Raw genomic sequence first — 24,278 nt, 5'->3', positions numbered from 1 at the left:
CTGGTCAGACCAGTCAGACAATGCATTAAATTGGAGCGGATATGCAACTCGAAACTTTTAATCAATTAGCTTCTAGCCAGGCTCGGCTGGTCTTACAAGCCTGTGCGCATATCCCAACTTGGGTTTCTGAATTGATCCAGAAACGTCCTTATTCCTCTAAAGAACAGCTTTATCAGGCAGCAGATGAGCAAGCTGCTACTTGGCAATGGTCGGAAATTTCTGAAGCGTTGGCTAAGCATCCACGTATTGGGGAGAAAAAAGCAGCGGCAGTTTTGTCCGGAAAAGAACAGCAATTCTCCCAACGTGAACAAGCACAAATAGAAACAGATGCTGTATTACAACTAGCTCTATATCAGGGCAATTTAGATTACGAGTACAAATTTGGACATATTTTTCTGATTCGTGCCGCAGGACGTTCCGGCCAACAGATTTTGTCTGAGTTACAACGTCGTTTAGTAAACACAGTGGAGCAAGAGCAAACCGAAGTGAGGCAGCAACTAAGTGAAATTGCACTTCTTCGCTTAAATCAGGAGATTCAATAATGGCGGGTATCAGCACACATATTTTAAATGCATCACTCGGCCAGCCAGCAACTCAAGTATTGGTGAAGTTATTTGAGGAAACGAGCCATGGATATATTTTAATCGATGAACAGTTCACTGATGCAGATGGACGTATTCAAGCATTCAATCTCGACTCATTTATTCGTGGTCATTATCAATTGGTTTTTGAAGTGGCGGATTATTTTAAGGCCCTAAATACCAATAGCTTTTACCCGAGAGTCTGTATTGATTTTAAAGTCAATGATATTCACCAGCACTATCACGTGCCTCTATTGATCAGTCCTTTTTCATATTCAACATATCGTGGCAGCTAAATCAACCCAAGCAATATGGACATCATGAATTTAATTTGAGGAACTAACCCATGCATCAAGACAATATAAATCCAGAACGAGATCCACATATCTCAGCAGAACATCAATATTTAGGGATGAATAAAAACATCTTATATGGTTTGCAGCATGTGTTGACCATGTACGGTGGAATTATTGCACCGCCATTGATTATTGGTGCAGCTGCTGGTCTAGATGCTTCAGAGATTGGCTTGTTAGTGGCTGCTGCCTTATTTGTGGGAGGCCTCGCTACAGTTATACAAACCATTGGTTTTAAATATTTCGGTGCAAAACTACCGATTGTGCAAGGGGTGTCTTTTGCTGGGGTTGCCACTATTTTAGCAATTGTGAGTACCGGTGGTGGTTTGCCATCTGCGTTTGGTGCGGTGATTGTCGCATCTCTAATTGGTTTGTTGATTACACCATTCTTTGCAAAAATTATCCGCTTCTTTCCACCTGTGGTTACAGGATGCGTCATTACCATGATTGGTATTTCGCTCACACCTGTTGCGATCCGCTGGATTATGGGGGGAAACCCGAAAGCTGAAAACTGGGGAGATCCGACTAATACTGGTTTGGCGGTAATTACGCTAGCGATTGTGATTATTTTTAGTATGTTGCAAAATCAGATTCTGCGCCGCCTTGCGATTCTTGCAGCAATCGTTTTGGGTACAGTAATTGCCTATATTGCAGGCTTTACTGACTTCTCAAGCGTAAGTACGGGTCCTATTTTTGCTTTTCCAAGTTTCTTCCATTTTGGTTCTCCTGTATTTGAATTTTCTGCCATTCTTTCCATGGTAATTGTTACTTTGGTAATCATGACTGAAACCACGGCTGATATTATTGCGATTGGTGAAATCGTTGGAACTAAAGTTGATTCAAAACGCATAGGTGATGGTCTACGTGCAGATATGCTATCGAGTGCAATTTCCCCAATCTTTGGTTCATTCATGCAAACCGCCTTTGCTCAAAATGTAGGTCTGGTTGCAATTACAGGCATTAAAAGCCGTTTTGTGGTGGCAACGGCTGGTGGAATTTTAATTATCTTGGGCTTATTACCTGTTATTGGCCGCTTTGTTGCATCAATTCCGATGCCGGTTTTAGGTGGCGCAGGCATTGTATTATTCGGTACTGTTGCTGCCAGTGGAATACGAACTCTAGCCAAAGTAGATTATAACGATCATAAAAATCTGATTATTGTGGCTACTTCACTCACAATCGGCATGATTCCAATTGTAAACCAAGAGTTTTATGCGCAATTTCCGACATGGGTAAAAACCCTATTACATTCAGGTATTAGTTCTGCCTGTATCACTGCCATTTTGCTCAATATTATTTTTAACCACTTACCGTTTAGCAAAAAGTCTGTTGATGTTGCAACTACGCCCATAAATTCAGGGCATTGATCGACACCGGTTAGGGATTAGACATTCTAATTTAACCGCATTTTCATTCGCAAAAATTCAAAGGTCGCTTATTCAATGATGAATAGGTTAGGGGGATTTTGACTTTAAAAAGGTTAAAAACAGGTCTTTTGAAAGACCATAAGCGACTTTTAAACTAAATCTTACAGGGGAATTCTATGAGAAATTTTAAATTAAAATCGGCATTACTTATGCTGAGCATGGCTGCTACTGTGCCGGTATGGGCTGCTGATACCAGTCTGAATGGCCTATTTAATCTAAAGCAGGATTGTCAGACGAGTAATGATTCAATTGACCGTATAGGTGCAGCATTTGCATGCGGCAGTATTCATGGGGTAGTTAAATCTGCATATTACTCACTTAATAATGGCTATTTTGTGAATAATTTAAATCAGGATACGACCGTCATTGGTGGGTATATTAAATATGAAACAGCTCCTTTTTATGGCATACAGGCAGCTGTGGGATATGACATACAGCGCCGACTGGATGATAAAAATGAAAATGATGAAGTGCCAGAATTACAAGAAGATAGGGATGGTCTAGCAGAAGCTTATGTAAGCTGGAAAAACGATTTGGCTAGAGTGACGATTGGTAACCAACGGCTAAATTTACCTTTTATGGGCGATTATGCTGACCGTCGTGTATTAATGTTTTTATATCAGGCCGCTGATGTACAGATTGGCAATAATTATGATTTCTTACGTTTCACTAAAGTAAATAAATATAAAAGTTATGGCGAGGATGAGTTCAACAAAACTTCTCGTCAAAATTCAAATGTTGAAACCAATGGGGTTTGGTCGGTTGGTGCAGGTAAACGCTTTAATTTAGCCAATGATAAAAGTTTAAAAACGCAATTTTGGTATCAAAATTATGACGACTATACTCGTCTAATTTATACCCAAGCTGATTTGGCAATTCCAAAACTTAATTATAGTCCTGAATTTTCAATCCAATATATTTCGGGTAAAGATCAGGGAAAAGCACTTGCAGGAGAGGTTAATAGCCAAATTTTCGGTGTGCAGGCTGCGTTTAAAGTAATGCCTAGCGCCAGTCTAAAAGTCGCGTATAACTATATAAAACCAGATCAGGGCAGTTATTTGAATGGGGCATTATTAACACCCTATGCAGCTAAAACCTCTTCAGGTGAACTTTTTGCTCAGCCATTTTTCACCAGCACTCAAGATTTAGGTGCAGGTAATGCATTGATGTTGTCTTTAGAAGGTAAATTAACAGATCAGTTGATAGCAGGCGCTCGTTACTCATTTATGGACTTAAAAGAGTCGGAAAATGTCGCGAGTCGAAATCAATCTGAATATATGTTGTTTGGTATTTATAATTTTACGGGAGCTTTAAAAGGTTTTAGTGTCAGCAATTTTGCAGGTATCCAAACATCACCACGCTATGACAAAAATTTCTTACAAAACCGTTTTGCACTGTCTTATAAGTTTTAAGTGTGTTTTATAGCATCGAGTGCATATTTAAATCGAAATATGCACTTTTTTTATGGGTTAAAAAAATCCCCCTATAGAGGGGGAAAGCATTTAAATATTTAGTCGAGAGGATTGCCGAGAATATTACTGATGATCCCTTGCATGATGTGAGTACCTTGTTCCTGATATAAAGATTCATACCACTCTTGGGTGATTTTCGGGTCTTTCATGTGTGTCACATCGCAACGTTTGCGTGCTCTTAACACCATTTCCTTAGTACGATCATTACGTTTGTTTTGATAGCGGTTCAAAGCATCTTCCAAACCAAAGGTATTGATTTGTAAGGCACGAGCAAGATAAATCGCATCTTCCATGGCTTGGCAGCCACCTTGTCCAATATCCGGAGTCGTGCTATGGGCGGCGTCACCTAAGAGTACTACACGTCCTTTATAGAAATTCATAAAAGGCTCGATATCATGGATCTCGACACGATTGGTTTTTTTCTCATCTAAACGCTCAATGAGTTTCTGTACTGGTTCACACCAACCACTAAAATGCATTTTAAGGTCTTGCTTATAATGTTCACGCTGATTTGACAGTCCAGCCTCAAGCGGCACATCAAAGAAGAAATAGAAACGATTTTGTGCAACGGGCATGAGTGATACACGTTTACCTTCACCAATATATGTGGTCCATTGCATGGCTGGTGCAATCTGCTCATCAATATCAACCAATCCATTCCAATTTACATAGCCAGCATAGCGACGTTCAACTTGATGACCCAGTACAAACTGCCGCGTAAGTGAATGTGTACCATCTGCACCAATCAGTAGATCAGCTGTAATTTGCGAACCATCCTGAAAATGTATGGTTACATCATTTGGATGAGCTTCAATTGCAGTCATTTTCATACCGAGTTTGATGTCTTCCAGACCAAATTGCTGCATTAATAATTGTTGTAGATCAGCGCGAGCGACAGGATAGGCACGTTGGCCTACTTCTTTATATAGAGGTAACAAACTAAATTGAGTCATGGTTTGTTGGTTAAGGCCATCGAGATATGCTAAAGACTCCATTTGTCCACCTAGTTTCTGGATTTGATCCGTTAAACCAAGATAGTTGAGACACTTAACACCATTTGACCAAAGTGAGATGGCAGCGCCAACAGGTAATATTTCGGCTGCTTGCTCATAGATTGTGACCTGATGACCAAATTTTTTTAAAGCGATACCAGCAGTTAAACCGCCCATACCTGCACCTACAATCGCGATATTCATTGTTCAGATCCTAAGTATTTAAGTAAGTTTCTAAACGGTTCTAAGCGAGAAGTGTGCCAATTTTATTAACTGGTTTTACTGGTCATACCAGTAATATTGCCTCATTAAAAAGCAATCTTAATAAAGTGGTATTGATGTGGTTCAAAGTATGGAGCAAAGTAGTGCATAGCACTACAAATTTGGAATTTATGATTATATTGCGCTGTTATGTCTGGAAAAATACACACCAGCGCGCTGTGCGGCACCAATAATATGTGCTTGCATAGCTTTTTCAGCTGCTGCTGAGTTCTGATTAAATAAAGCTTGCAGAATTAATTCATGTTCATGAATGGTTTTAAATGCCAGATTGGGTTGAACAAAGGGTAGGATCTGACTCTTTTTAATCCAGTCAGTATGTATTTTAAGTGTTTGAATAATCGATTGATTATGACTAAGTTCAATAATATGTTGATGAAATGCATAATCGAATTCAGAGGCTGCTTGCCAGTCTTGTTCTTTGATTGCACTTGCTAATGATTGGTAATGTTGCTGTAAGATTGACTTATCATCTTCAGTTAAATACTCACATGCGAGAAGTGCGCAAAAACTTTCTAGTACATAGCGTAATTGATAGAAATCTTTAAGTGATACACGATGTTCACCATCCCATTGTTCTGCGGCTTGGCTATGCTGTGAAATAACGTAAACACCTTTACCTGCTTTGATTTCTAATAGACCTAAAGCGGCGAGGCGGGTTAATGCTTCACGTAAAGAAGCACGACTGATTCCTAATTGAATGGCAAGCTCACGTTGTGAGGGTAAGGCAGACCCGACTGCATAAGTATTTTGTTGAATGCGTTGATAAATGATTTCCACCGCTTGCTCAGTCACCTGAGATGATTTTCCATTGAGCATAGCTTGTGGGCTCATAAGCAACACACCGTAAATATATAAATAAATAATTTGATTCTACACAAAATTTATCTATTTGTTGGTGCACGTGCTTAAAATTAGCCGTATTTTTAATAACAGATCAGACCAGTTGAACTGGATATTACGTTATTGAATAAGGATAAAAAGTTTAAGAATGATTAATGAGAATATGTATTGCTGAAACTTCAGTACGGTCAGAGATTATTTATCTCTGACCGTACACAGTACTTTTAATACTTTCCGTTAAAGTTTGCGCTAATTCTTTGTTTTAAATATTCTTTAGCTGTAATGGCCGGATATTTCTTTTGTGGCCCTTCAATGATCATATCTTCATTGGCTTGGCAGAAGAATGCCAAACTATAACGTGCCCCTTGATATTCATTTGTTTCAGGATTTTTAACACGATGAAAATTAGAAGGCAGTTGATCATCGCTCCAACGCGTGAGCATATCACCGATATTACAGGTAATTACATCATCACGTGGCTCAATGCTGGTCCATTGCTGTTCTTCCATATCTTTACCCGGACAAACTTGCAGGCCACCTTGTCCTTTACGTTGGAACAGTAGCGTTAAACAGTCAAAATCTGTATGTGCTCCTGCACGCCATAGGCCTAATTGATCTTTAAGAGCAGGGTCAATTGCGTAGTAGTGCAGCATTCTTAAGGTACTTTGGTAGCTTTCTTGGTCAGGGTCATGGGCGAGAGTAAAGAAGTTATCGACAAAACCTAGTTTATAAGCAAAGCAAGATAAAATTTTCATGCCAACTTGCCAGCATGCATGTTCAAACTCCAGCATGGTATCTTTAAAATTAGGTAACTCCTCTTGACTAGGATAAAGACCTTCCATACGTGGGCGGGTAATTTGATAAGACTCTTTTTGGTCTGGTGTACTAGTCGATGGACGAACCTGTGCTTTACTTTCCCAACCTGCATTGCGATTGAGTGGGTAGCGAGCTTTAATTGATTCTGGCAGATTAAAAAACTGTTGTGTCATTTCAAATGCAGTTTGAATTTGCTCAAGTGGAATCCCATGATTCGATACTTGAAAGAAGCCAATATCGGTAGCTGCTGACCAGAGTTGGTCCGCAATTTCATATTTGCGTTGTTCAAAATTTGATAAATTAATGACCCGGACTTCCCGTTCAAAGGTCTCTTGACCAAAAGCTCCCATACGAGCTTCTTTTTGCAGTTCTTCTAAGCCGTAGTCATTTTCAGCTACGGGAGTCATATTGGCGCTATTCATATTTCAACCTCATATTTTGGATAATCGTGACCCAATCAAATAGATTGAAATAGATGGGTCACATTCAAAAAAGAGCCACACGTTCTTAATAAAAGATAACTTTATGCAAAGAACATGAGCTGTTTTCTGAGCAATGACCCACATAGCAATTAATATTACTACTATGCTGAACGCTTCTACTCTGACATAGAGCATGTAGCACTTTTTGTGCCACTTTATAAGGATAGGTTTTGAAGTTGAGATGGGGAGAGCAATATTGCATTTAAGATGAATCAGCGATGAATAATCAAAAAGCTTTTATTCTAGAAAGCACCTGTGAAGTGCATGAATGATGACCTAGTGCACCACAAAGCCGCATATAAAACAAATTAATTAACGCAGTTTGTTCATTGAGGCATGATTAAAAATAAGCCCAAATTAGATTATTACTATGAAAAATAAAATGAAATCAAAATTGGCACAGAGCTTGCTAATTCATTCCTGAGTATAAGCGGTCAGTGTGTAGTAAACATGCGGGACATTGCTCTACAGCATTTGCTGTTCCTCTTTTGGGGACAAAACCATCTTGGTTTTGAGAGAAATGTGCATTTGATACATTGATTGCCCCCCTAAAAAGAATAGCAAAATAAATCAATACAGATTTAGGGGGCTTATTTATGAATATTCAGCACTATGTAGGCAAAGGGCGACGTACTGTTATTGTAAGTGCATTATTGGGGCTAGGAACAATTTTTAGTTCAACCAGTTATGCTGTCGATAAACTTGTTCTACAAACCACGTGGTATGCACAAGCTGAGCAAGGTGGATATTATCAGGCACTTGCACAAGGAATTTATAAAAAATACGGACTCGATGTCGATATTAAAATTGGTGGGCCACAGGTCAATAATATGACCTTACTATTGTCCAAACGTGCCGACATTATAATTAATTATGATTTACAAGTCTTAAAGGGTATTGAAAGTAATTTTCCAATCAAAGCAGTTGCGGCACCATTTCAGTTTGATCCACAAGGTGTATTAACTCATAGCGATGTAAAGTCCTTGGCAGATTTAAAAGGCAAAACAATTCTTGTTTCAACCAGTGGGCAAGCAAGCTGGTGGCCATGGTTAAAAGGGAAATATAAATTAAATGCAGCGCAGGCCCGCCCTTATACCTTCAATATGCAGCCATTTTTAGCTGGCAAAAATGTGGCACAGCAAGCCTATGCAACCTCTGAAGTCTTTCAGGCAAAAAAAGCAGAACCTTCAAGTAATTTCTTTTTATTTGCTGATGCTGGCTATCCAGCTTATGGCGGTATTTTAGTTACACGTAATGATCTAATTCAAAGCAAGCCAGATGTTGTGCGTCGTTTTGTTCAGGCATCGATGGAGGGATGGAAAAACTATTTAGCTGATCCTCGATTAGGGAATAGTCTGATTAAAAAAGAAAACCCAAATATGAAAGATGATCTGCTGGCCTTTGCAGTAGGTCAAATGCGCAAACTCAAACTGATTGATGGAGGAGATGCTAAAACACAAGGAATCGGGGTCATGACCGATGCGCGTTGGAAAGCCACACGAGATTTTATGGTGAACGCTGGTTTGTTAAAAGTTCAAACCAACTGGAAAACTGCTTATACCACACAGTTTGTTAAAACTGCCAAGTAGTCAGGGTTATAGGGTTAAGAAATAAGGCATTCGCGCGGAGGGGAAACCATATGAATTCTGCATTAACAATCGATACTTCTATACATGAATCTTCAAATTTTATTACGCCAATGATTATGGTCAGAGGAGTAGAAAAGACCTATCCAAATGGCACTAATGCTTTACAGCGTTTGGATTTAAATATTGCACGTGGTGAGATTATTTCATTACTTGGACCGTCAGGTTGCGGGAAAAGTACTTTACTGAAAATGTTTGCCGATCTGGAGCAACCTTCTGCGGGACTAGTGCGTTGGAATGGCAAGGCCGAGATTCAATCACAATGCAAAATGGCAATGGTCTTTCAAGAAGCAACCCTGATGCCTTGGGCTAATATTGCAGAAAATGTACGCTTACCTTTGGATTTGCAGCATATTTCGAAATCAACTAGTACACCAAAAGTTACGGCCGCGTTAAAGGCCGTTGGTTTAGAAAACTTTAGTCAGGCTTATCCCCGCGAACTTTCAGGGGGCATGCAAATGCGTGCCTCTTTGGCTCGTGCATTAGTGACTGAACCAGATTTACTGTTAATGGATGAGCCCTTCGGAGCTTTAGATGAATTTACTCGCCATAAACTTGACAGTGATATTCGTCAATTATGGTCTGAGCGAGATTTAACCGTAGTTTTTGTTACTCATAGCATCTATGAAGCAGTGTATTTATCTTCTCGGGTCATTGTGATGGGGGCACGACCAGGACGTGTGGTGGCTGACCTTGAAATTGAGGGGCCTTATGTGCGTGATGAAGCTTTCCGTAGTTCTGAAGTCTTTATTCAACAATGTTCACATCTATCCCAAGTATTAGCTGAGGCAAGCGGAGGGCATGGTCATGATTAAACCATTAATGGAACATCCAAAGTTACAACGTATTGCAGCTCCACTAGGGTTAGGTCTGATTTTCCTACTGGTTTGGCAGTTGAGTTTTCAACAGCTTGAAGTACCTGTCTATGTCGTACCAAAACCCAGCGATATTGTTATGGCAATGATTAAAGAGTCCAGTGTGTTATTTGGAAGCTTGTTGATCACACTAAAAATTACCTTATTGGCTTTTGTCTGTGCTGTAGTCATTGGCACCTTGATCGCTTTCGTCTTTGTACAAAGCCGTGTAGTAGAAGCCTGTTTTATGCCTTATGCCATTTTATTTCAGGTGACTCCAATTGTCGCTATTGCCCCTCTGGTGATTATCTGGATTCAAAATACAACATTAGCATTAGTAGTCTGTGCCATGTTAGTTGCAGTATTTCCGATATTGACCAACACCACTTTAGGTCTACGTAGTGTTAACAAAGGTTTGCTTAATCTTTTTCAGATCAATAAAGCCAGTCGTTGGCAAATTTTAATGCGCTTACGTGTGCCGAATGCTTTGCCTTATTTCTTTGGTGGGTTGCGTATTTCTTCTGGTTTGGCACTTATTGGCGCCGTGGTTTCTGAGTTTGTGGCTGGAGCAGGTGGGACTAGTGCAGGTTTGGCTTACCAAATCTTGCAAGCAGGTTTTCAGCTCGATTTACCATTAATGTTTGCAGCATTATTTCTTATCACGTGCACAGGCTTGGGTTTATTTGTGCTGATGTCTTTATTAAGTCATTTCTTTTTAAGTAAATGGCATGAGAGTGAACAAGTATGAGTCATGATCTTTCAAATAATGGTTCTTTAAATCATCGCTATTTAATCAAAAATGCTTATGCCATTCTGACAGGGTTATCGGGGGATGCAGCACGTTCTTCATTTACTGATATCCGTATTCAAGACGGTAAAATTATTGAATTGGGACAACTGACCGCACAATCGAATGAACAAATTATCGATGCGAAAGACTGTGTAATTTATCCAGCTTGGGTAAATACTCATCATCATTTATTTCAATCTTTATTGAAGGGAGAACCGCAAGGTTTAAATCAAAACCTAACCTCATGGCTTGCCAGTACACCCTATAGATTTCGTGGTGCATTCGATGAAGTCACATTTCGGGTGGCAGTACGCATTGGGTTGATTGAATTATTAAGGTCAGGTTGTGCAACAGTAGCAGATCATCATTATCTTTACTGGCCACAAATGCCGTTCGATGGGGCTGCGATTTTATTTGATGAAGCTGAAAAGTTAGGCTTGCGTTTTGTGTTATGCCGAGGTGGTGCAACTCTAACGCGTGGCTTGGAAAGTGAATTACCGCAAGCATTACGTCCTGAGAAATTTGAAGACTATATGGAGGATATAGAACTCCTAGTACAGCGATATCATCAGCCGAGTTCAGATGCGTTCCGAAAAATTGTGATGGCACCGACTTCAACTTTGCATTCGACCACTGCACAGCAACTAAGAGAAAGTGCCAAGATTGCTAGACAATTGGGTATTCGCATGCATAGCCATTTATCTGAAACAGTAGATTATCTGGATGCGGCTAGAGCCAAATTTGGTATGACACCTGTCCAGTTTTGTGCAGAGCAAGATTGGATTGGAAGCGATGTCTGGTTTGCCCATTTGGTTAAGCTATTACCTGAAGAAATACAGCTGTTGGGCCAAACTCAAACAGGGATTGCACATTGCCCTCAGAGTAATGCACGTTTGGGGAGTGGTATTGCTGATCTTGTCAGTTTAGAACAAGCGGGTATGACTATTTCGATTGGAGTAGATGGTGCGGGCTCGAATGAAGCCGCAGATATGTTATCTGAAACCCATGCTGCATGGCTGTTACAACGGGCCAGAAAGGGCATGTCGGCTCTACCTCAATATGAGGGTGGGTTATTTGAAGGCGGAGCAGATGCTGCAAGTATTGAGGATATCATTCGTTGGGGAACCTTAGGTGGAGCTAAGATTTTAGGTTTAGATCAAGTTGGTTCAATTGAGGTTGGACAACAGGCAGATTTAGTGGCTTATCAATTGGATGATCCACGTTATTTCGGCTTACATGATATGGCGATTGGTCCTGTGGCAAGTGGTGGGCGAGCACATATTAAAGCCATGTTTGTGGCTGGAAAAATGGTGGTAGAAAATGATCAAATTCCTGATGTTGATATGATGGAATTAGCTTGGCAAGCGAAGCAATCGGTGAAACTGTTGCAGCAGCGTAGTGTAGAAATGGCGAAAATAGCCTAACTTAGATATGTGATTAGACAATGATCAATTGATAGCTTTAAGTTTATTCTAAATTAAAGGGAGGCGGTAATCATACCGCCAAATATCAAAGAAGTTTAATGGGTAGATTTAATACTACCTGAGCATCCTCAATAACATCTAAGCGTAGAATTATCTAGCGTAGTTTTTATATATAAATAAGGTCAGAAAAGATGAAATATTTGTCTTTTTCTAATTTTTAGAAAACTTATCTAGAGTATAAAAGTATATAAAAAATAAGATTTTGAAAAATATAAAATTATAGTTATGAGTACAGGCAGAGATAAGTTGAGCTAAAAACATTACTTATATGAAATAAAATGAATAGTAGGTTACTGTTTATTCCATAAAAAAACATCATAATGGGATATAACCTTTATTTATAAATCTTGTCCTAAGCTATTATGAAAATTGAAGATATTGAAGCTTTTGTTTGTTTTGTCAATGTTCAATCTACCAGTCTGGCTGCCCAGCAATTAGGTATTTCACAACCTGCTATTACTAGAAGGATCCAAAATCTAGAATCAGATTTGGGATTACAACTTTTTGACCGTAATACACGCCCTCTAAAATTGACTCAGCTAGGATTTCAAATTTTTGAGCAGTGTGCACAGGTTACTGCTGAAATAGATGCATTAGGGCAACTAGTGAACAGCTATAAATTATCGACCCAAAACTTACGGATTGGTATTGCGACAAGTCTATCAGACACGATCTTGTCAGGTATTTTAGAAGACTTAAAGCAAAGTTATCCCACATTAAACTTAGAAATTAGCACAGGTTGGGGTATCGATTTATTAGATAAATTTAAAGAAAAAAAGCTAGATTGCATTTTTTCAACAACAGCTCAAACTTATGGGCAGAATGACCAGATAAACATGGAAATATTAGGTCAGTTACAAATTGTGCCGACTGTTTCTAAAAAATTAAAAAAGATGTCCGTTCAGCATCTTACCGATTGTCAGTCTTTAGGATGGATTCTTAATACTGAAGGGTGCGGTTTTCGCCAATATCTTGTATCGGAATACCATAAATTGAATCAGTTACCTAATATAAAAATTGAGGTTACAGGAACCAATTTGCAGATGAATTTATTGGCTCAAGGTCTTGGAGTAGGGTTATTACCTAAAGAGGTTTTTGAAAAGAGTATTTATGCTGCTCAACTTACCTCAATCGAACTTACTGACTTTAATTTATCAGTGCAACTTTTTTATATGATTCAACCCGATTTGAATGAAGTCTATCAATCAATTTGCCAAGAGATGAGCCGTAAAGTACAGAGCATACTAGGATGGGGGTGAAATAAAATATCAAGAAATTTTATTAAGCAAAAACAATATAAAAAGCATTAATTGAAGATAATGCTTTCGTTGGCGTCCGCAATGTTTTAAGCACCACTCACCCTATTAGTATTCCATATTTTAATATTATTATATATTTAATATTTGTTTTTAACATATTAAGACCTGCCGTATTCTTATAAAAAATACATCGGGTTTAAATATGGCAATTCAAATTTTAGGAATGATCTGGCACCGTGAGGCATCTGAAATTATTCCAGCGACGAAAACTTTTGATAAAAATTATATTGTCAAAATTGCTCAGGCACATGAACAGGCAGGGTTTGACCGTATTCTATGTGGCTATTGGTCCGATCAGGCTGATGGTTTTTTAGTGACAGCCTATGCTGCTGCACATACGTCTAAAATAAAATTTTTACTAGCACATCGTCCGGGCTTTGTTTCTCCAACATTGGCAGCCCGTAAATTGGCAACCTTGGATCAGTTGACGGATGGACGTTTAGCACTACATGTTATTTCTGGTGGGAGTGATATCGATCAGAAAAAAGATGGAGATTTTTTAAATAAACAACAACGCTATGCACGTAGTGCCGAGTTCATCGAAGTTGTACAAAAAACATGGTATAGCCAAGAACCTTTTAGTTATGAAGGTTATTATTACCATGTAGTAGATGCTTATTCTGAAATTAAACCACTCCAAACACACTTACCGATTTATTTTGGCGGTTCTTCAATAGAAGCTTTACAAGTTGCCGCAAAACACGTTGATATTTTTGCGCTTTGGGGAGAGCCTCTAGCGGGGGCCCAAGAGCAGGTTGAAACACTAAATCAGTTGGCAGCACAACATGAGCGCCAACTTGATTACAACATTTCATTTCGTCCAATTATTGCTGATAGTGAGTCTAGAGCTTGGGAAAAAGCGCAAGAAATTTATCAATTATCTAAAAAACAATTAGAAAATTTTGGCTTACAAGCTGCCAGAAAAAAACCACAAAGTACGGGTGGGCAACGTTTACTTGCAGCAGCGGGTCAAGGCGAACGTTTAGATACCAATTTATGGACTGGTATCACTTCTTTAGTTCAGGGCAGTTATAACTCCACGGCATTAGTGGGGACCCCAGAACAAGTTGCAGAGTCTATTTTGCAATATTACAAACTCGGCATTCGTAGCGTATTGATACGTGGGTTTGATCCTGTTCAGGACGCAATTGATTATGGTCGAGAGCTATTGCCCCAAATCCGTGAAAAAACAGAAAAATATGATCAACAGCAACAACTGATTTCGGCCTAATCTGAAAGGAAATAATAATGAATCACTATGGCAAAATTTTATTGGGTGTTTTTACAACAGCAATTTTGGTCGGTTGTACAAAAAAAGAGACTTCACCTGAACATGCTCAGGCATCTGAAGTCAAAGCAAATAAGGGGCAGGTTGTGCTCAATATTGGTGATCAAAAAGGCAATATGCGTGCACAGCTTGAAGCATCTGGTGCTTTAAAAAATGTCTCATATAAAATCAATTGGTATGAATTTCCAGCTGCTGCACCAGTTGCAGAAGCATTAAAAGTAGATGCGATTGATATTGGTTACTTAGGTGATGCACCGTTTATTTTTGCCAATTCTAATGGGGGAACAGCCAAGGCTATTGCCGTGTATAAAGCAGATCCATATCCAGTTGCTATTTTAGTGCCACAGAATAGTCCAATTAAGTCTGCCAAAGATTTAAAGGGTAAAAGTTTAGCATTTAATAAAGGCTCAATTAGTCATCTTTTAACTTTAAAGGCCCTAGAACAACAAGGTCTGAAGCCTGAAGATGTGACGTTTAAATTTTTACCGCCTGCCGATGGAAAATTAGCTGTTGCCAATGGTTCAGTAGATGCTTGGGTAGTATGGGATCCATATACGGCATATGCTGAGCTTAAGGATCATTTTCGTGTTGTGGTTAATGGCCGTGGTTTGTATTCAGGTTATACCTTTTTAGCAGCCACAGATAAATCTTTAAAGGATCAGAGCAAACGTATGGCAATTCAAGATTTCATCTATCGTTTAAAAGAGTCACAAGCTTGAGCAGGACAACACGGAGATGAGTTTGGTAAAGCTTATGCCAAAATCACTGGGCTACCAGAAGATGTGGGAATCAAAGCTTTTAAACGCCGTAATGCCTCGTGGGAGCCGATCGATAATGAAGTGATCAAAGTTTCCCAAGGAACTGCCGATTTTTATACCAAATATAAGCTGATTGATAAAAAGTTTGATGTGACATCTTCATTTGATACTGATTTTAAAGTGGAGCAAAAATAAAGATGAGTCAGTTGCAACAAGTACTCCAGCCGTTGATTGAAAGAATTGAATATGGAATTTCACAGCAATTAGAAGATGTTGATCTCATACAATCTTTTATTCCAGATTTTCGTAGATTGCTGCATTTAAATGATTGGTTGCCAAGCTCTTATCGGCAACCGAACCCTGAACGCTATCAACAGTTTTTATTATATTGCGATCCGGAAGATCATTTTTCAATTGTCAGTTTTGTATGGGATAAGGGACAAACTACTCCAATCCATAATCATGAAGTTTGGGGAGTCGTTGGCGTCCTGCAAGGTGAAGAAATCTCACAGCGCTACCAAAGAAATGCATTAGGGCATTTTGAGATCACAGGTGAACCAGATCATTTAAAAGTTGGCGAAATTGATTTTTTTACTCCAGCCTTGGGTGATGTGCATCAAGTGCGTAATGCGCTGTCCGATCAGGTTTCGATTAGCATTCACATTTATGGTGCTGATATTGGCAAAGTAGAACGCTATACCTTTGCTTTAGATGGCACAGCAAAGCGTTTTATTTCAGGTTATTCAAATCAGGAACATTAATATGACAACCAATATTCAAACTTATCAAGATATCCGCAAAAAGCTATTGGCTGGTCAAGAAATCGCACTAATTGATGTACGTGAAGAAGATCCATATGCTCAAGGTCATCCTTTGTTTGCTGCCAATATTTCTCTTTCCAAATTTGAAGTAGAAATTCTAAATCGAATACCTCGTCTGTCTACTGATATTGTTATTTATGACAATGGTGAGGGCTTGGCAGAACGTGCCTATCAACAGTTACAAGCATTGGGCTATCAGCAGATTTCATTATTGGATGGTGGTTTACAAGGCTGGAAAGATGCAGGCGGTGAAATTTTTATTGATGTCAATTCAGCAAGTAAAGCCTTTGGTGAATTTGTTGAACATCATAAAGGAACGCCGTCACTGTCAGCTCAAGAAGTCAAAAAATTAATTGATGATCAGGAAAACATTGTCATTCTGGACGCTCGTCGTTTTGATGAATATCAAACCATGAGTATTCCGGGCGGTATCAGCGTACCTGGTGCTGAATTGGTACTCCATGCTAAAAATATTGTTAAAGATGAAAATACTAAAATTATTGTGAATTGTGCAGGGCGTACACGTAGTTTAATTGGTACACAGTCATTGATTAATGCCAAGATTGGACATGAAGTCTATGCTTTACGTAACGGTACGATTGGTTGGACATTGGCACAGCAACAATTAGCTTTAGGACAACACCAACAATATACTAATTTTGCTAATAAAAATAATTCATCAGGTGTATTGGAGAATGCCAAACAATTAACACAACAGGCTGGTGTAAAAACGATTAGTTTGGAACAACTACAACTATTCCAACAACAGAGTGAACGCACCACCTATGTTTTTGATGTACGGTCAGAAGAAGAGTATATACAAGCGCATCTACCCAATAGCCGTTGGATTGGTGGTGGGCAACTAGTTCAGGAAACTGACCATTATGCGAGTGTACGCGGTGCCAGAATTGTACTCATTGATGATCAACTCGTCCGTGCTTATATGACTGCCTCTTGGTTGGCGCAAATGAATTGGGATGTCTACGTACTCGATGCGGATTTTCAGACAATATTTACTGAGCAAGGAGGATGGAAACCAGTTGTCCCGTTGTTGCATACAAAACATCGGATTACACCTGAACAATTGCAAGCATGGTTAGATGTCGGTGAGGAAGTCACTATTCTGGATTTTACAAGTAGTGCAAACTATCAAAAAGGGCATATTCCTACTGCTCAATGGGTATTAAAAGCAGATATTGAACGACTGTTTAATGAGAAAAAAATTCCAACAAACCATAAAATTGTTGTGACTTGTGGTAGTAGTCTGTTAGCACAATATGCAGTATGTGCTCTTCAAGCTAAAATTTCAGAAAATATTTATGTCTTGGAAGGCGGTAATCAAGCATGGACAAAAACTTATGTTTTGGAAACTGATAAACATGTGTACTTATCACCCCGTATAGATCGGTATAAACGCCCTTATGAAGGAACGGATAATTCTATCCAAGCTATGCAAGACTATTTAGAGTGGGAATATGGATTAGTTGCCCAACTGAATACAGATGGAACACATGGTTTCTTTGTGGTTTAGTTAAATATTTAGCTAAAATATTGATAAAAATCATAATAGCTCTTTTAAAGCAAAGAAGAGCTATTATGAAAATCAAAAGTATTAATCAAAATTTGTTCTTGAGATTTCTCTAAATATGTTTTTTTGAAACCAAGTAATAACTGTTGCCTGAAAAACAGTTATTCAACAATAAACGATTACTTTTATGCACAGATAGAGAAAGATCTTTTTGTAAGACATTGAAAATAATTATAAAAATATTTGGCATGTAAATTGAAATATAACAGCAATATTTTTTTATCTCATCGTTTAGCAATCGACGTTATGAGGGGGGTATTGCAAAAATGTCAGATTATTCGCAAAGTCTTATTTCACTGTTGGCATACCACGCAACAGCACGTCCGGATGCAATTGCATTAAGACATAAAAAGCTAGGTCTGTGGCAGCAGTGGTCATGGAAAAATTTACTAGAACTTAGCGAAAGATACGCGTCTGCGCTTTATGAGTATGGTTTTCAAAACAAGCAAACTTTTCTTATTGTCAGTTCTCCGAATATTGATGTAGTTGCTATTAGTCTGGCTATTCAGGCTTTAGGTGGCGAAGTTCAATTGATTGACCAAAGTGTTGATACATTAAAAACAGAAGACTTTTTAAGACATCTTGCGATTTTAAAACCAGATTATATTCTCGTAGAAGAGCTAGAGCAGCTTGTTTCAATTGAGACATTACGTTATCACCCAATTTATATTTTTTATATTGAACAAAGCAAATTAAGTACATTTGAATATGACTATGTTGTAGGTGTCGATAAGTTATTAAAGAATTCCAACGAGAAATATCGTATTGATTTTAAAAAGACTCAGCTAGAACCTGCACAAATTGCTTTTAGCTTTGAACGGATTGAATCTAATCAACGACTGAGAGTGCAATATTCTCATCAAGAGTTGATTGCAGAGGCCAAACATTTGGTTCAAAACCACCACCTAGATCATCATGAGGAAGCATTTGTTACGCGTGCTTTTTCAAGTGTTGGGCACATTCGTTATCTATGGTCGTCATGGCTACTTGCAGGTTTTAACTTAAATATTCCTGAGACTTTAAATACTCGCGATCAGGATAGACAGATTATTGCGCCAACATTGATTTTAGGGACCAATGAAACCTATGCCCGTGTTGAGCAGTTAATTTATAACCGCTTACCAAGTGGTAAATGGTTTGCCAAACATTACCAGCAAGCACTTCAAAAACAGAAAAATGAAGAAAAATTATCTTTCATTGATAAGTTGAGCTTTGCCTTATTTAAGCAAGTCATTTTAGAAGAGTTGGGTTTTTCACATCTTAAAGTAGCTTTAACAGTGGGGCAGCCTGTAACGCTTGCAACACGAAATTTTTATCAAAGTTTAGGTGTGAAGTTACACGAATGGGGAGAATATGCCGAATGGCAAAGTACCCAATTGGACAATTCGCAGCTTCATTCTTTGCCAATAACAACAATAAATTAAGAAGGGAAATATATGTCAGTATCATCTGTGGTATTGCTAGAACTTAAGGCGATTGATTTGTCTTTTGGCTCTTCACAAGTGCTCAAGCAGCTTAGCTTAGAGGTGAGAGAGGGAGAGATTTATTCTTTAATTGGTCCCAATGGTGCCGGCAAAAGTTCGGTAATTAATATTATTAATGGCATTTATCAGCCGCAATCTGGTCAGATCATTTTTGCTGGTCAGGTTTTGCATAACTATAAGGCAAAGCATGCACCCTATTTAGGAATTGCGCGCACCTTTCAAAATTTAGCACTCTTCAAACAAATGTCGGTATTGGACAATGTCTTAACTGGACGGGTATTAAAAAGTCGCCACTCATTGCTAGGTGCATTATTGTCTTTACCAAGCACTCAAAAAAATGATGATTTACAGCGTTTTAAAGCTGAAGAAATTTTAAAACTGTTGAATCTACAAGAATACCGGGACCAATTGGTTAGCTCGTTGTCTTATGGTTTGCAAAAACGTGTGGAGTTGGCAAGAGCATTGGCAGCAGAACCTCAGTTTCTGCTTTTAGATGAGCCAATGGCTGGAATGAACCATGCTGAAAAACGAAGTATTGCCAAGTTTATTCAAAAGATAAATCAACAGTTGGATATAACCATTTTCATGATTGAGCATGATTTGGCTGTCGTTATGGATATTTCTGACCATATTGTGGTGCTGGACTATGGCAAAAAAATTGCAGAAGGCACTCCACAACAAATTCAAGAACATCCCGAAGTGCTGAGCGCATATTTAGGGATTCAAGCGCTTGAAGCGCATTGAGCATATACAAATAAATTAAAAAATAAGGGGTTAGTTTTTATATGTCATTTTTTCTAGAAGTCTTGCTAGGGGGTACGTTGGCAGGTGTCATGTATTCCTTGGTTGCCATTGGGTTTGTTTTGATTTATCGGGCATCGGGTGTTTTTAATTTTGCACAAGGTTCTTTGGTTTTATTTTCAGCTTTAACTTTTGTCAATTTAACTGAACGTGGCATTCCATTCGTGGTGGCTTTTATTGTCACGCTATTTGTCATTTTTGTGCTGGTACTACTGATCGATGCATTGATTTTAAAACATTTAATTAATCGCTCTGTTATTACATTGTTCATGGCAACTCTGGGTTTGAGTTATGTCATTGAGGGATTAGCTCAAACTGTATGGGGAACACAGGTTCATGGATTAGATCTGGGAATTTCTGATTCACCCATCAATTTCTTTGGCATCATGCTGAGCAAATTTGATCTGTTCGCAACAGGTATTGCTGGAACATTGGTCATTATTTTATCCCTTTTATTTAGTAAAACTCGCTTTGGCATTTCACTACGCGCCGTTGCTGATGATCCTTTAGCCGCACAATCTGTGGGGATCCGTTTAAATCATATCTGGATATTAGTCTGGACAGTGGCAGGGTTTGTTGCATTAGTCGCTGGTTTGTTGTGGGGCGCACGTTTAGGTGTTCAATTCTCGCTTTCATTGGTGGTACTAAAGGCATTACCTGTACTGATTATTGGTGGTTTTACTTCGATTGCAGGTGCGATTTTAGCGGGCTTGATTGTGGGAGCCACCGAGAAACTAGCGGAGATTTATTTAGGCGGCATTATTGGCTCCGGAATTGAAAACTGGTTTCCATATGTATTGGCGATTCTCTTTTTATTGGTATACCCAACCGGTCTGTTTGGTCAGAAACAAGTGACGAGGGTATAAGCCATGTTTTTATTTAGCCAAGCAAGACAATACGTACAGCAATATCAAGATGAGAAACGCATTTTCCGGCTTAAAGAGCATCGTATTTTATTTATTTTTGCACTATTGATTGCCTTTCTTTTCGTTCCATTTGTTGGACCAGATTACTTATTTAATGCCATTTTAGTCCCTTTTCTAGTTTTGGCACTTGCCGGATTGGGGCTCAATATTCTGACAGGTTATACCGGACAACTTTCATTAGGTGCCGCAGCTTTTATGGCAGTAGGCGCATTTGCAACTTATAACTTAGAGCTGCGAATTCCTCAGTTGCCATTACTGGTCAGCATTTTTTTGGGTGGTGTAATTGCTGCTTTAACTGGGGTGGTGGTTGGCCTGCCAAGTCTTCGAATTAAAGGCTTTTATTTAATTGTTTCTACCTTGGCTGCACAGTTTTTTATACCGTGGTTATTCACACAGTATGGCTGGTTTACTAACAATAATGCTTCGGGAGTGATTACTGCTCCTCGTATGGAAATATTGGGTTATTCCATAAATAGCCCAGTCGGGCACTATTTATTGACCTTAAGTATTGTTGTGGTTCTCACCGTTTTGGCTCGCAACCTGATCAATAGTCAATATGGTCGTAATTTTCGTGCTGTACGAGATATGGAAACTGCGGCAACCACCATCGGCATTCCGGTGAGCCAGACTAAATTACTGGCCTTTGCGATCAGTTCATTTTATCTCGGTATTGCGGGGGCACTTTGGGCTTTTGCTTATCTTGGAACCATTGAAGCAGATGGGCTAGATCTTAATCGATCATTTCAAATTCTATTCATCATCATTATTGGTGGATTAGGCAGCCTAACTGGCAGCTTTTTGGGCGCCGCATTTATTGTGCTGTTGCCTATTTTATTGAGTGTTTTGGGGCAAGTTGTTTTCGGACAGGCTATCGATCAAGCACTACTACAGAATCTACAAAAAATTATTTTCGGGGCTTTGATCATTTACTTCTTGATCAAGGAACCAGAAGGATTAAGCCGTTTACTACGTAATTTGTATCACAGATTAAGAAAATGGCCATTACGTTACTAATTGTTTTAACAACACTTTTGTCTGTTTATTTAGAGATTAATTTATGAAATTATTTAAATCCTTGTGGTTTTGGCTGGTGGTTATTGCCATCGCTTTAGTCGCTATTGTGTTTGTCACGAAAAAAGACAAACAAAATCCACCTGAGCAAAAACAACAAGCCGCAACTGAGCAGCAAACACAATTATCGGATAAAAATGCCCAGTATTTCCCGTTACAGAGTTATCGGGTTGGCCCTTACGCTGCTGGGGGAACGGGCTTTTTCGGGGGCTTTATTGACTACATGAAAGCCGTCAATGCCAAAGGCGGTGTGAATGGCGTGAAGCTGGTGTGGTCTGAGTGTGAAACCGAGTATGTAGTAGAAAAGGGGGTAGAATGCTATGAGCGTTTGAAGAATGGTTTAAATGGAGCGCCTGCTGCTGCAACCAACCCTTTATCTGTCGGTATCGCTTATGCAACTTTGGAGCGTTCAACAAAAGATAAATTACCGTTGATTACTATTAACCATGGGCGTACAGATTCTACGGATGGCCGTGTTTTCCCATACGTGTTTCCATTGCAGCTCAATCCATATAGTGAAGTATCTGCAATTATTAATTATTTAGGTCAGCAAAGCGGTGGCTTGGAAAAACTAAAAGGTAAAAAAATCGTGGTTCTATATCACGGTTCTCCTTACGGCAAAGAAACGATTCCAGTCATTGAGATTTTATCGAAAAAGTATGGCTTTGAAGTAACCAACATTGAAGTACCACACCCTGGTAATGAACAACAATCTCAATGGTTAAATATTAGACGGATTCAACCGGATTGGGTCATTCTTCGTGGTTGGGGTGTGATGAATCCTGTTGCATTAAAAACTGCACAGAAAGTGGGTTACCCAACCAATAAAATTATTGGGAATATCTGGTCAAACTCAGAAGAAGATGCTGCACCAGCAGGTGCTGCGGCAAATGGTTTTATTTCAATTACGACTCATCCATCAGGAACGAATTTCCCTGTATTACAAGAAATTAAACAACTTGTTGTTGATAAAGGTCAGTCAGATCTTGCCGATAAAAATCGTTTCGGTACGGTTTACTATAACCTAGGTGTGGTAAACGGTATTTTGAATGTAGAAGCAGTACGTGTGGCACAAAATAAATTTGGTAAACGTCCGCTTACTGGTGAAGAGGTCCGTTGGGGCTTTGAACATATCAACTTAACTGAAGCACGTCTAAAAGAACTTGGTGCATATGGTTTGGTACAGCCTTTAAAACTATCGTGCCAAGACCATGAAGGCGGTGGTGCGGTACGTTTCCAACAATGGGACGGTAAAGAGTGGAAAGTAATTAGTGATTGGGTACAAGCGGATCGCAGCTTATTACGTCCGATTATTGAACAATCTTCAGAAAAATATGCCAAAGAGCAAGGCATAAAAATTCGAGATTGCGCAACTGAAGAATAAGATCAGGAGATGACCGCATGTCTAAATCATTAAACAGTATCAAACCTGAAAGTAGTGAACCATTGTTAAATGTCGATGATATTGAAGTCGTATATGACCAGAGTATTTTGGCAGTTAAACGGGTGAGTTTAACGGTTCCTTCTGGTTCTATTGTTGCATTGCTTGGTGCCAATGGAGCTGGTAAGAGTACAACTCTGAAAGCAATATCACAGTTGATTTTTGCTGAAAATGGGCAAATTCACCGTGGCAAAATTGAATATCAGGGTGAATCCATACTTGGGAAAAATCCAAGTGATATTGTCAAAAAAGGTTTGGTGCAAGTCCTTGAAGGACGTCATTGTTTTACACATTTGACTGTTGGTGAAAATTTAAGAACAGGCGGTTTTATTTCGCATCATTCGGGCGCCAAACTTTCAACTGCATTAGAAAAAGTTTATCAATATTTTCCAAGGCTTGCTGAAAAGAAGCAGACATTGGCTGGTTATCTTTCTGGTGGTGAGCAGCAAATGCTTGCCATTGGGCGGGCATTGATGACAGAGCCAAAGTTGGTTTTATTAGATGAACCTTCAATGGGGTTAGCTCCCAAGATTAGTTATGAAATTTTTGAATTAATTAAGTCACTCTCTGAAGAGCAAGGTGTGAGTTTTTTAGTTGCCGAACAAAATATTCGTTTGGCACTTGGCTACACCAATTATGCGTATGTCATCGAAAGTGGAGAAGTCAAAGTTTCTGGACAGACTCAAGTTCTTTATGAAACCGGACAAATTCAAAAAGCATATTTAGGAGAGATTGCTTAGCTTTTAATAGCCAGTCATCAAT

Annotated in this window: 23 protein-coding genes; 20 read left to right on the top strand and 3 right to left on the bottom strand. The window is 39.0% G+C overall.

Annotation, left to right across the window (positions count from 1 at the left end; genetic code table 11):
* Positions 1–41: 41 nt before the first annotated feature.
* The 4 genes from uraD (at position 42) to F886_RS12695 (ending at position 3,773) form a co-directional block, all read left to right on the top strand.
* Positions 42–542, top strand: coding sequence for a 2-oxo-4-hydroxy-4-carboxy-5-ureidoimidazoline decarboxylase (gene uraD / locus F886_RS12710; protein ID WP_005305918.1), 501 nt, complete (start codon positions 42–44; stop codon positions 540–542).
* Entirely contained in the window at positions 542–877 is a 336-nt protein-coding gene (gene uraH, locus F886_RS12705) for a hydroxyisourate hydrolase (protein ID WP_005305915.1), read from the top strand. The genes uraD and uraH overlap by 1 nt, the downstream gene beginning before the upstream one ends.
* Before the next feature lie 50 nt (positions 878–927).
* Entirely contained in the window at positions 928–2,301 is a 1,374-nt protein-coding gene (locus tag F886_RS12700; protein WP_005305912.1) for a nucleobase:cation symporter-2 family protein, read from the top strand.
* A gap of 176 nt (positions 2,302–2,477) precedes the next feature.
* A complete protein-coding gene (locus F886_RS12695) occupies positions 2,478–3,773 on the top strand; it encodes a hypothetical protein (protein WP_005305909.1) in 1,296 nt (431 codons plus the stop codon).
* Between the two features lie 98 nt (positions 3,774–3,871).
* Here F886_RS12695 and hpxO read toward each other — a convergent pair whose 3' ends face one another.
* From hpxO to F886_RS12680, 3 genes are all read right to left on the bottom strand, one after another.
* On the bottom strand, positions 3,872–5,029 hold the full coding sequence (gene hpxO, locus F886_RS12690) for an FAD-dependent urate hydroxylase HpxO (RefSeq protein ID WP_005305905.1): 1,158 nt from the start codon (positions 5,027–5,029) through the stop codon (positions 3,872–3,874).
* A gap of 192 nt (positions 5,030–5,221) precedes the next feature.
* Positions 5,222–5,938, bottom strand: a complete 717-nt coding sequence (locus tag F886_RS12685) for a FadR/GntR family transcriptional regulator (RefSeq protein ID WP_034591156.1) — start codon at positions 5,936–5,938, stop codon at positions 5,222–5,224.
* 233 nt (positions 5,939–6,171) lie between these two features.
* The gene (locus F886_RS12680; RefSeq protein WP_005305900.1) at positions 6,172–7,185 is read right to left on the bottom strand and encodes an isopenicillin N synthase family dioxygenase; all 1,014 of its coding nucleotides are present in this window, start codon (positions 7,183–7,185) and stop codon (positions 6,172–6,174) included.
* Between the two features lie 656 nt (positions 7,186–7,841).
* Here F886_RS12680 and F886_RS12675 point away from each other — a divergent pair.
* The 16 genes from F886_RS12675 to F886_RS12605 all read left to right on the top strand — a co-directional run bounded on the left by F886_RS12675 (position 7,842) and on the right by F886_RS12605 (position 24,256).
* Positions 7,842–8,834, top strand: coding sequence for an ABC transporter substrate-binding protein (locus F886_RS12675; protein ID WP_005305897.1), 993 nt, complete (start codon positions 7,842–7,844; stop codon positions 8,832–8,834).
* 50 nt (positions 8,835–8,884) lie between these two features.
* A complete protein-coding gene (locus tag F886_RS12670; protein WP_005305894.1) occupies positions 8,885–9,706 on the top strand; it encodes an ABC transporter ATP-binding protein in 822 nt (273 codons plus the stop codon).
* Complete coding sequence (locus F886_RS12665; protein WP_005305891.1) at positions 9,699–10,493, top strand: ABC transporter permease; 795 nt, start codon at positions 9,699–9,701, stop codon at positions 10,491–10,493. The genes F886_RS12670 and F886_RS12665 overlap by 8 nt, the downstream gene beginning before the upstream one ends.
* Entirely contained in the window at positions 10,490–11,959 is a 1,470-nt protein-coding gene (locus tag F886_RS12660; RefSeq protein ID WP_005305886.1) for an amidohydrolase family protein, read from the top strand. Before F886_RS12665 ends, F886_RS12660 begins: the two co-directional genes overlap by 4 nt.
* Positions 11,960–12,381: 422 nt before the next feature.
* Positions 12,382–13,278 carry a LysR family transcriptional regulator gene (locus F886_RS12655; protein WP_005305883.1) on the top strand — a complete coding sequence of 299 codons (897 nt, stop codon included), beginning with the start codon at positions 12,382–12,384 and terminating at the stop codon, positions 13,276–13,278.
* Positions 13,279–13,480: 202 nt separating this feature from the next.
* Complete coding sequence (locus tag F886_RS12650; RefSeq protein ID WP_005305880.1) at positions 13,481–14,569, top strand: LLM class flavin-dependent oxidoreductase; 1,089 nt, start codon at positions 13,481–13,483, stop codon at positions 14,567–14,569.
* Between the two features lie 17 nt (positions 14,570–14,586).
* Positions 14,587–15,345, top strand: coding sequence for an ABC transporter substrate-binding protein (locus F886_RS12645; RefSeq protein WP_005305877.1), 759 nt, complete (start codon positions 14,587–14,589; stop codon positions 15,343–15,345).
* 63 nt (positions 15,346–15,408) lie between these two features.
* Positions 15,409–15,579 carry a hypothetical protein gene (locus tag F886_RS20445; protein ID WP_212749662.1) on the top strand — a complete coding sequence of 57 codons (171 nt, stop codon included), beginning with the start codon at positions 15,409–15,411 and terminating at the stop codon, positions 15,577–15,579.
* A gap of 2 nt (positions 15,580–15,581) precedes the next feature.
* Positions 15,582–16,145: a cysteine dioxygenase family protein gene (locus F886_RS12640; RefSeq protein WP_005305874.1), complete on the top strand. Its 564-nt coding sequence runs from the start codon at positions 15,582–15,584 to the stop codon at positions 16,143–16,145.
* A gap of 1 nt (position 16,146) precedes the next feature.
* Positions 16,147–17,736, top strand: coding sequence for a rhodanese-like domain-containing protein (locus tag F886_RS12635; protein WP_005305872.1), 1,590 nt, complete (start codon positions 16,147–16,149; stop codon positions 17,734–17,736).
* Between the two features lie 323 nt (positions 17,737–18,059).
* A complete protein-coding gene (locus tag F886_RS12630) occupies positions 18,060–19,217 on the top strand; it encodes an AMP-binding protein (protein ID WP_005305869.1) in 1,158 nt (385 codons plus the stop codon).
* Positions 19,218–19,229: 12 nt separating this feature from the next.
* Positions 19,230–20,021: an ABC transporter ATP-binding protein gene (locus F886_RS12625; RefSeq protein ID WP_005305866.1), complete on the top strand. Its 792-nt coding sequence runs from the start codon at positions 19,230–19,232 to the stop codon at positions 20,019–20,021.
* A gap of 41 nt (positions 20,022–20,062) precedes the next feature.
* Positions 20,063–20,944, top strand: a complete 882-nt coding sequence (locus F886_RS12620) for a branched-chain amino acid ABC transporter permease (RefSeq protein WP_005305864.1) — start codon at positions 20,063–20,065, stop codon at positions 20,942–20,944.
* Positions 20,945–20,947: 3 nt separating this feature from the next.
* On the top strand, positions 20,948–22,018 hold the full coding sequence (locus tag F886_RS12615) for a branched-chain amino acid ABC transporter permease (protein WP_005305862.1): 1,071 nt from the start codon (positions 20,948–20,950) through the stop codon (positions 22,016–22,018).
* A gap of 43 nt (positions 22,019–22,061) precedes the next feature.
* Entirely contained in the window at positions 22,062–23,459 is a 1,398-nt protein-coding gene (locus F886_RS12610) for an ABC transporter substrate-binding protein (protein WP_005305859.1), read from the top strand.
* Between the two features lie 17 nt (positions 23,460–23,476).
* Positions 23,477–24,256, top strand: a complete 780-nt coding sequence (locus tag F886_RS12605) for an ABC transporter ATP-binding protein (RefSeq protein ID WP_005305857.1) — start codon at positions 23,477–23,479, stop codon at positions 24,254–24,256.
* Positions 24,257–24,278: the final 22 nt, after the last annotated feature.

It is taken from the genome of Acinetobacter sp. NIPH 542 (assembly GCF_000369825.1).
Taxonomy (GTDB): domain Bacteria; phylum Pseudomonadota; class Gammaproteobacteria; order Pseudomonadales; family Moraxellaceae; genus Acinetobacter; species Acinetobacter oleivorans.
The sequence above is the reverse complement of the archived record's forward strand: the minus strand, read 5'-3'. Positions and strand labels throughout refer to the sequence as shown.

Coding starts and splice junctions, on each gene's coding strand:
- F886_RS12695 (WP_005305909.1), top strand. CDS start 2,478: ATGAGAAATTTTAAATTAAAATCGGCATTACTTATGCTGAGCATGGCT.
- F886_RS12640 (WP_005305874.1), top strand. CDS start 15,582: ATGAGTCAGTTGCAACAAGTACTCCAGCCGTTGATTGAAAGAATTGAA.
- F886_RS12650 (WP_005305880.1), top strand. CDS start 13,481: ATGGCAATTCAAATTTTAGGAATGATCTGGCACCGTGAGGCATCTGAA.
- F886_RS12665 (WP_005305891.1), top strand. CDS start 9,699: ATGATTAAACCATTAATGGAACATCCAAAGTTACAACGTATTGCAGCT.
- F886_RS12670 (WP_005305894.1), top strand. CDS start 8,885: ATGAATTCTGCATTAACAATCGATACTTCTATACATGAATCTTCAAAT.
- F886_RS12660 (WP_005305886.1), top strand. CDS start 10,490: ATGAGTCATGATCTTTCAAATAATGGTTCTTTAAATCATCGCTATTTA.
- uraD (WP_005305918.1), top strand. CDS start 42: ATGCAACTCGAAACTTTTAATCAATTAGCTTCTAGCCAGGCTCGGCTG.
- F886_RS12645 (WP_005305877.1), top strand. CDS start 14,587: ATGAATCACTATGGCAAAATTTTATTGGGTGTTTTTACAACAGCAATT.
- F886_RS12630 (WP_005305869.1), top strand. CDS start 18,060: ATGTCAGATTATTCGCAAAGTCTTATTTCACTGTTGGCATACCACGCA.
- F886_RS12675 (WP_005305897.1), top strand. CDS start 7,842: ATGAATATTCAGCACTATGTAGGCAAAGGGCGACGTACTGTTATTGTA.
- F886_RS12685 (WP_034591156.1), bottom strand. CDS start 5,938: ATGAGCCCACAAGCTATGCTCAATGGAAAATCATCTCAGGTGACTGAG.
- F886_RS12655 (WP_005305883.1), top strand. CDS start 12,382: ATGAAAATTGAAGATATTGAAGCTTTTGTTTGTTTTGTCAATGTTCAA.
- hpxO (WP_005305905.1), bottom strand. CDS start 5,029: ATGAATATCGCGATTGTAGGTGCAGGTATGGGCGGTTTAACTGCTGGT.
- F886_RS12610 (WP_005305859.1), top strand. CDS start 22,062: ATGAAATTATTTAAATCCTTGTGGTTTTGGCTGGTGGTTATTGCCATC.
- F886_RS12620 (WP_005305864.1), top strand. CDS start 20,063: ATGTCATTTTTTCTAGAAGTCTTGCTAGGGGGTACGTTGGCAGGTGTC.
- uraH (WP_005305915.1), top strand. CDS start 542: ATGGCGGGTATCAGCACACATATTTTAAATGCATCACTCGGCCAGCCA.
- F886_RS12700 (WP_005305912.1), top strand. CDS start 928: ATGCATCAAGACAATATAAATCCAGAACGAGATCCACATATCTCAGCA.
- F886_RS12605 (WP_005305857.1), top strand. CDS start 23,477: ATGTCTAAATCATTAAACAGTATCAAACCTGAAAGTAGTGAACCATTG.
- F886_RS12615 (WP_005305862.1), top strand. CDS start 20,948: ATGTTTTTATTTAGCCAAGCAAGACAATACGTACAGCAATATCAAGAT.
- F886_RS12680 (WP_005305900.1), bottom strand. CDS start 7,185: ATGAATAGCGCCAATATGACTCCCGTAGCTGAAAATGACTACGGCTTA.
- F886_RS12635 (WP_005305872.1), top strand. CDS start 16,147: ATGACAACCAATATTCAAACTTATCAAGATATCCGCAAAAAGCTATTG.
- F886_RS12625 (WP_005305866.1), top strand. CDS start 19,230: ATGTCAGTATCATCTGTGGTATTGCTAGAACTTAAGGCGATTGATTTG.